At 42.6% G+C, this 4,758-nt stretch carries 5 protein-coding genes; all 5 read right to left on the reverse strand.

What is annotated here, in order from left to right:
- A partial coding sequence (asnB, locus tag VIP81_RS20200) for an asparagine synthase (glutamine-hydrolyzing) (RefSeq protein WP_331965350.1) occupies nucleotides 1–840 on the reverse strand: 840 nt, incomplete at its 3' end.
- On the reverse strand, nucleotides 828–1,751 hold the full coding sequence (locus tag VIP81_RS20205) for a glycosyltransferase family 2 protein (RefSeq protein ID WP_331965353.1): 924 nt from the start codon (nucleotides 1,749–1,751) through the stop codon (nucleotides 828–830). The genes asnB and VIP81_RS20205, both read right to left, overlap by 13 nt.
- Nucleotides 1,735–2,943 carry a glycosyltransferase gene (locus tag VIP81_RS20210; protein WP_331965356.1) on the reverse strand — a complete coding sequence of 403 codons (1,209 nt, stop codon included), beginning with the start codon at nucleotides 2,941–2,943 and terminating at the stop codon, nucleotides 1,735–1,737. Before VIP81_RS20210 ends, VIP81_RS20205 begins: the two co-directional genes overlap by 17 nt.
- Complete coding sequence (locus VIP81_RS20215) at nucleotides 2,943–4,088, reverse strand: sugar transferase (RefSeq protein ID WP_331965359.1); 1,146 nt, start codon at nucleotides 4,086–4,088, stop codon at nucleotides 2,943–2,945. The genes VIP81_RS20210 and VIP81_RS20215 overlap by 1 nt, the downstream gene beginning before the upstream one ends.
- Nucleotides 4,089–4,136: 48 nt before the next feature.
- Nucleotides 4,137–4,529: a response regulator gene (locus VIP81_RS20220; protein ID WP_331965362.1), complete on the reverse strand. Its 393-nt coding sequence runs from the start codon at nucleotides 4,527–4,529 to the stop codon at nucleotides 4,137–4,139.
- Nucleotides 4,530–4,758: the final 229 nt, after the last annotated feature.

Here is a 4,758-nt window from a genome sequence, read left to right on the forward strand (position 1 = left end):
AATAGCGGCCACACTTGCACTGTCATAACCTCCGCTCAAAAACACACCCACCGGCACATCAGATACCATACGATAGTTATAGGCACTGTGCATCAGTTCTTCTGTATGCCTGATCACATCGGAGTGGTTTAAGCCCGTAAGCGGCTGACGATAGGCATCCAGTACATTCCAGTACTCATGCGCCTTTACGCCGGCGTCTTTCAGTGTTACTTTCAGTGTATGACCCGGCTTTAGCTTATGCGTATTTTTGTAAATAGTATAGGGAGCAGGAATATAACTGAACTGTAAGAACAGGGAGAGACTTTTCTCATCAATTTCTCTTTTGAAAGAAGGATGTTCGCAAAGGCCTTTCAACTCAGAAGCAAAAAGCAAGGTTTGGTTATGCCAATAGTAATATAAAGGCTTCACACCTGCCCGGTCACGGAAAAGCGTCACCTCACGGGATTCCCGGTCATAGATAACGAAGGCAAACATGCCTATGCATTTATCCAGCACCTTTTCTTTCCATTGGGCATACCCTTTTATCAATACTTCTGTATCGGCGCCGGAATGAAAACTGTAACCCAGTTTTTCCAGTTCGGTCCGTATTTCTTTGAAGTTATATATTTCACCATTGAAAATAATGGAGTATTGCTGAAAATGCATGGGCTGATGTCCTGAGCTGGAAAGATCCAGAATAGACAGGCGACGCTGTCCCAGTCCTATCGATGCACGGGGATCTTCATATACTTCATAGCCGGCATCGTTTGGCCCACGGTGTGCCATCACATCCGTCATTTTTCGCAGTGTATCTGCGTCTGATTTTTGGGTAAAATCAATAAACCCTGCTATGCCACACATATGTTATCCGGTTTAGGGCGTTTAAGATTCCAAAAAATTCCATTCCAGAATGCCTTCAAATGAACAGATTCTTTCTTTAATAAAAACTGCGCTGTATTCTTTGGTATCGTAAGGAAAATAAAATATAGCGCAAAAACCAACCTGGCAGGAAGTTCTACGTTCCTGCGCATGAACAGTATCCTGTTCCGAGTAATGTAGTAAGTCTTCAGCGGGCTATTCTTCCCCGTTGTCATCGACTCTTTATGATAGATCAATGATTTATACTGATAGTAGATTTTATATCCTTGTCGTTTGAACTGCTCGCACCAATCGAATTCTTCATAATAGAGGAAATAGATTTCCGGCATGAGTCCTACTTTTCTCACGGCCTCCGCAGGTACCATCATGGCGCCTCCGTGTGCATAATGCGTTTCGGAAAAAGCGTCGTACTGACCATTATCCTGCTCTTTACAGCCAATCATACTATTCCTGCCGGTGAGGGCATCTACGGCTTTATATCCTGCGTATTCAATGGTTCCTTTATGAAAGAAATAATGAAACTTGGGGCTTACCACGCCTGCGTCCGGGTGTTTGCTGAATACTTCCAGCAAACCTTCTATCAGCCCTTCTGTAAACTCCGTATCATTATTTACCAGGAATAAGTATTCTCCGGTAGCGGCTCTTATACCAAGATTGTTTCCTCCGGCAAAGCCCAGGTTCTTATCACTCAAAATCACCTTTGCAGCAGGATATTCTTTATGTACCGCCGTCATTGGGTTCTCCGTAGAGGCGTTGTCCACCACTATTACTTCCAGACGGGGGTAAGAGTTATACCGGAGTGACCTCATTAACTCTGCGGTTACGCTGGCATTATTATAATTAACGGTTATAATAGATACCAGTGGATAATATGTATTATTTTCTGGCTGCATCTAGTAATGGATTATCGATCCCGGTTTGAGTATGCGTAGTATGAATAAATGTTTTGTCTGCACCCTTTAAGCGAAACAGCAGTAATATCATAATACCGATCGCGCGGGGTAAAGTAAACATAGCTGTCAAAAGATACTTGCTGAAAAACTTTCCCGGAATCGGTAATAAAAGGGAGAGCATGTTCAATACAAACAGCACCAGCCAAAAGGCCACTGGTATTATTAAAAATGACTGCAATAAAAAACATAACACGGTAAGTGCTGTTAAAGCAGCCATCAATAACATACGCGGCAATAGTGCATTCTGGCATACTGCCAGGTTAAAATAATTGATGTTGCCTTTGAATAATTCTGACCATCCCTTCTTCCAGAAAGTGCGCAGGTACACCAGCTGACTTGACATCCAGCGTTTGCGCTGGTTTTCAAATACGGCGGCATGTGTAATCTTTTCATCAAAAATATAGGCGTCTTCCAGGTACAGAATGGTGTGTCCTTTAGATATCACCAATAACTGCAACACTTTATCAAATCCGCCAGTGGCCTGAATTTCCAGCAAAATCTCTTTTATCAGCGGGTAGTGGAAAGCCATACCCGAACCAATCACAGAAGAAGACAATCCCAACGCATTGGCGCCCTTCCGGTAAAGGAAATTGGCGATAATCTCGTTGGCAGCATCCAGGATGGCAAAAGGTGTATTGAGATTCTTCGCTACTCTTTGTGCTTGTATCACCGGATTTCCCTGTTGAAAGGCATGATTAATTTTTAAAAGAAAATCTTCTTCCAACATATTATCCGCATCACAGATCAGTGCCAGGTCGTAGTCATCCCCTAAATAGTCAAATGCTGCATTCAGGGACTTCGCTTTTGTGCTCTTCTCGAATTTAACGGGTACCAGGCTAACGCCGGTAGCAGCCAATTCCTCCAGGGTTCTGGGCTGCAGGGAGTCAGCGATCACTACCACTTCATATCGGTCTACCGGATATTTCAACCGGTTATAACTGGCTACGGTAGACAAAATAATACTGTCCTCCTTATAAGCAGGGATGAGTATTGCTATTTTCGCGTAAATATTGGTGTCTTCGTATAATATCTCTTTTTTCCGGCTTAAACGGCCAGCTATGGCTAACAAAAGATTGTAGAATACGCATCCGGCCAGGTAAACAAACAGTACTATTTCTATAATTGCTATCATTATACATTATCTTTTTGCACAAGTGCCAGTGGCGTATTCACGATGAGCCACATATCATATCTGAAAGAGCGCTTATGCGCATAGTTAATATCCAGGTCTATCCGTTCTTTCACGGACATTTCTTTTTTACCTCTTTTGCTTACCTGCCACAAACCGGTAATACCTGCAGGAGCGAGGAATCTTTCCACCCAGTCATCGGTAGTCAGGGTAGTCGCTTCATATAATGGTAAAGGACGGTTACCCACCAGCGACATGTCGCCTTTGAGTACATTTAGTAATTGTGGTACTTCATCCAGGCTGCTATTCCGCAGGAAGCCACCCAGTTTGGTAACACGGGGATCGTTGGATACCTTAATGAACATTGGTCCGGCGTTGTTACCATCATATTGGTTAAGATGTTTAATCTTATCAAGCTGCCTGTCTGCATCCGGGATCATTGTCCGGAATTTATAAAACTTAAACACCCGGTAATTGCGGCCTGCGCGTTTCGCAGCATAAAAGATGGGGCCTTTGGATTCCGCCCTGATCAGGATAGCGATCAGCAACATCACCGGGCTCAACACCAATAAACCGGTACTTGCCAGCATCACGTCCAGCGAGCGTTTCATGAAATTGCTGTAGAACCTGCGGGTGTACAGTTTTTTGTTGATGGAGATCTTTTTGTAGGCAGGAAAAGCACGCATGCGCTTAAACTTGCTTACAATAGCCACTTTACTGCTCAGCATGTGCCAGGCATTCAGTGTGATCACGTCATCAATAAAGCGGTATTTGCCTACCAACGATTTTAGCTCCTCAAAACCTTTGTCTGCATAAATGAAAAAAGGAATGGAATTGAGGAACTGGTGAGTAGCAAAAAAAGATTCCCATTCGGGGAGGGCAGCTTCATAAGCACTCTCAAACCGGTAGATAATGGCAGCCGGCATTTTTTTGAAAACAAACTGCAGTTGATACATTACTTTTCTTGCATCCTCCACATTAGATGCCATAATACATCTGAACTGGTCGTTGTCGGTAAGCATATCTTTATGGGGGTGACCAACAAAAAGTATAATGCTTTCAGTGTCAGTATCATCAGCGTGAAAGGCTTCTTTGCCTACTCCTCTGATGCTCTCTACTTGCAGCAAGTTCGGTGTAAAGGTATTCATATGTCGCTTATTAGTAGTGTATTGGTTAATTCGATATAACAACCTTTGCTATACAGCAGAAATAGTCAGTTGCTCATTCAGTATAAAACCTACCTTATTCAATAATTGCATAGGATCAAAAGGTTTCTGGACTACGTGTCTTACACTGTTGTACCTTTCGGGTAGCTCATTCATCTTCTCAGCAAAAAAACCTGATAGCACAATTACCGGAACATCCTGGTACAAATAACTACCTGATAAGTAGTCCAGTAATTCCCAACCGTCTATGTTTGGCATCTGAAGATCCGTAATAATAAGATCCGCTTTATTCCCTTTGAGGAGCCAGGTCATAGCAGCCAGACCGTCCGGTGCAGAAACCACAGAATATTCTCTCCCTAAAACCGCTTCCAGCAAATAACGCATGGGCGTACTGTCGTCTATTATTAAAATTTTCTTTTTCATTTACCTTCTTTTCTAAACAATGTTAAAACTGTTATTTGGGTAGTATGCGTACAGTGCATCAACTACACCTGAAGGCTTTAAATGGGATCTGGTCAATAATTATAAGGTAATTAACCCTTGCGGTTTCTTTCAGGGGATATGAGAGAGGAAAAAATGGTTTTTACTTTATCCGTTTACCATGTTACCTGAACGTATCATTCAATTAACATGTAACAAAAATATTATTTCC

Source organism: Chitinophaga sp., assembly GCF_036566945.1.
In the GTDB taxonomy this organism is placed as follows: domain Bacteria; phylum Bacteroidota; class Bacteroidia; order Chitinophagales; family Chitinophagaceae; genus Chitinophaga.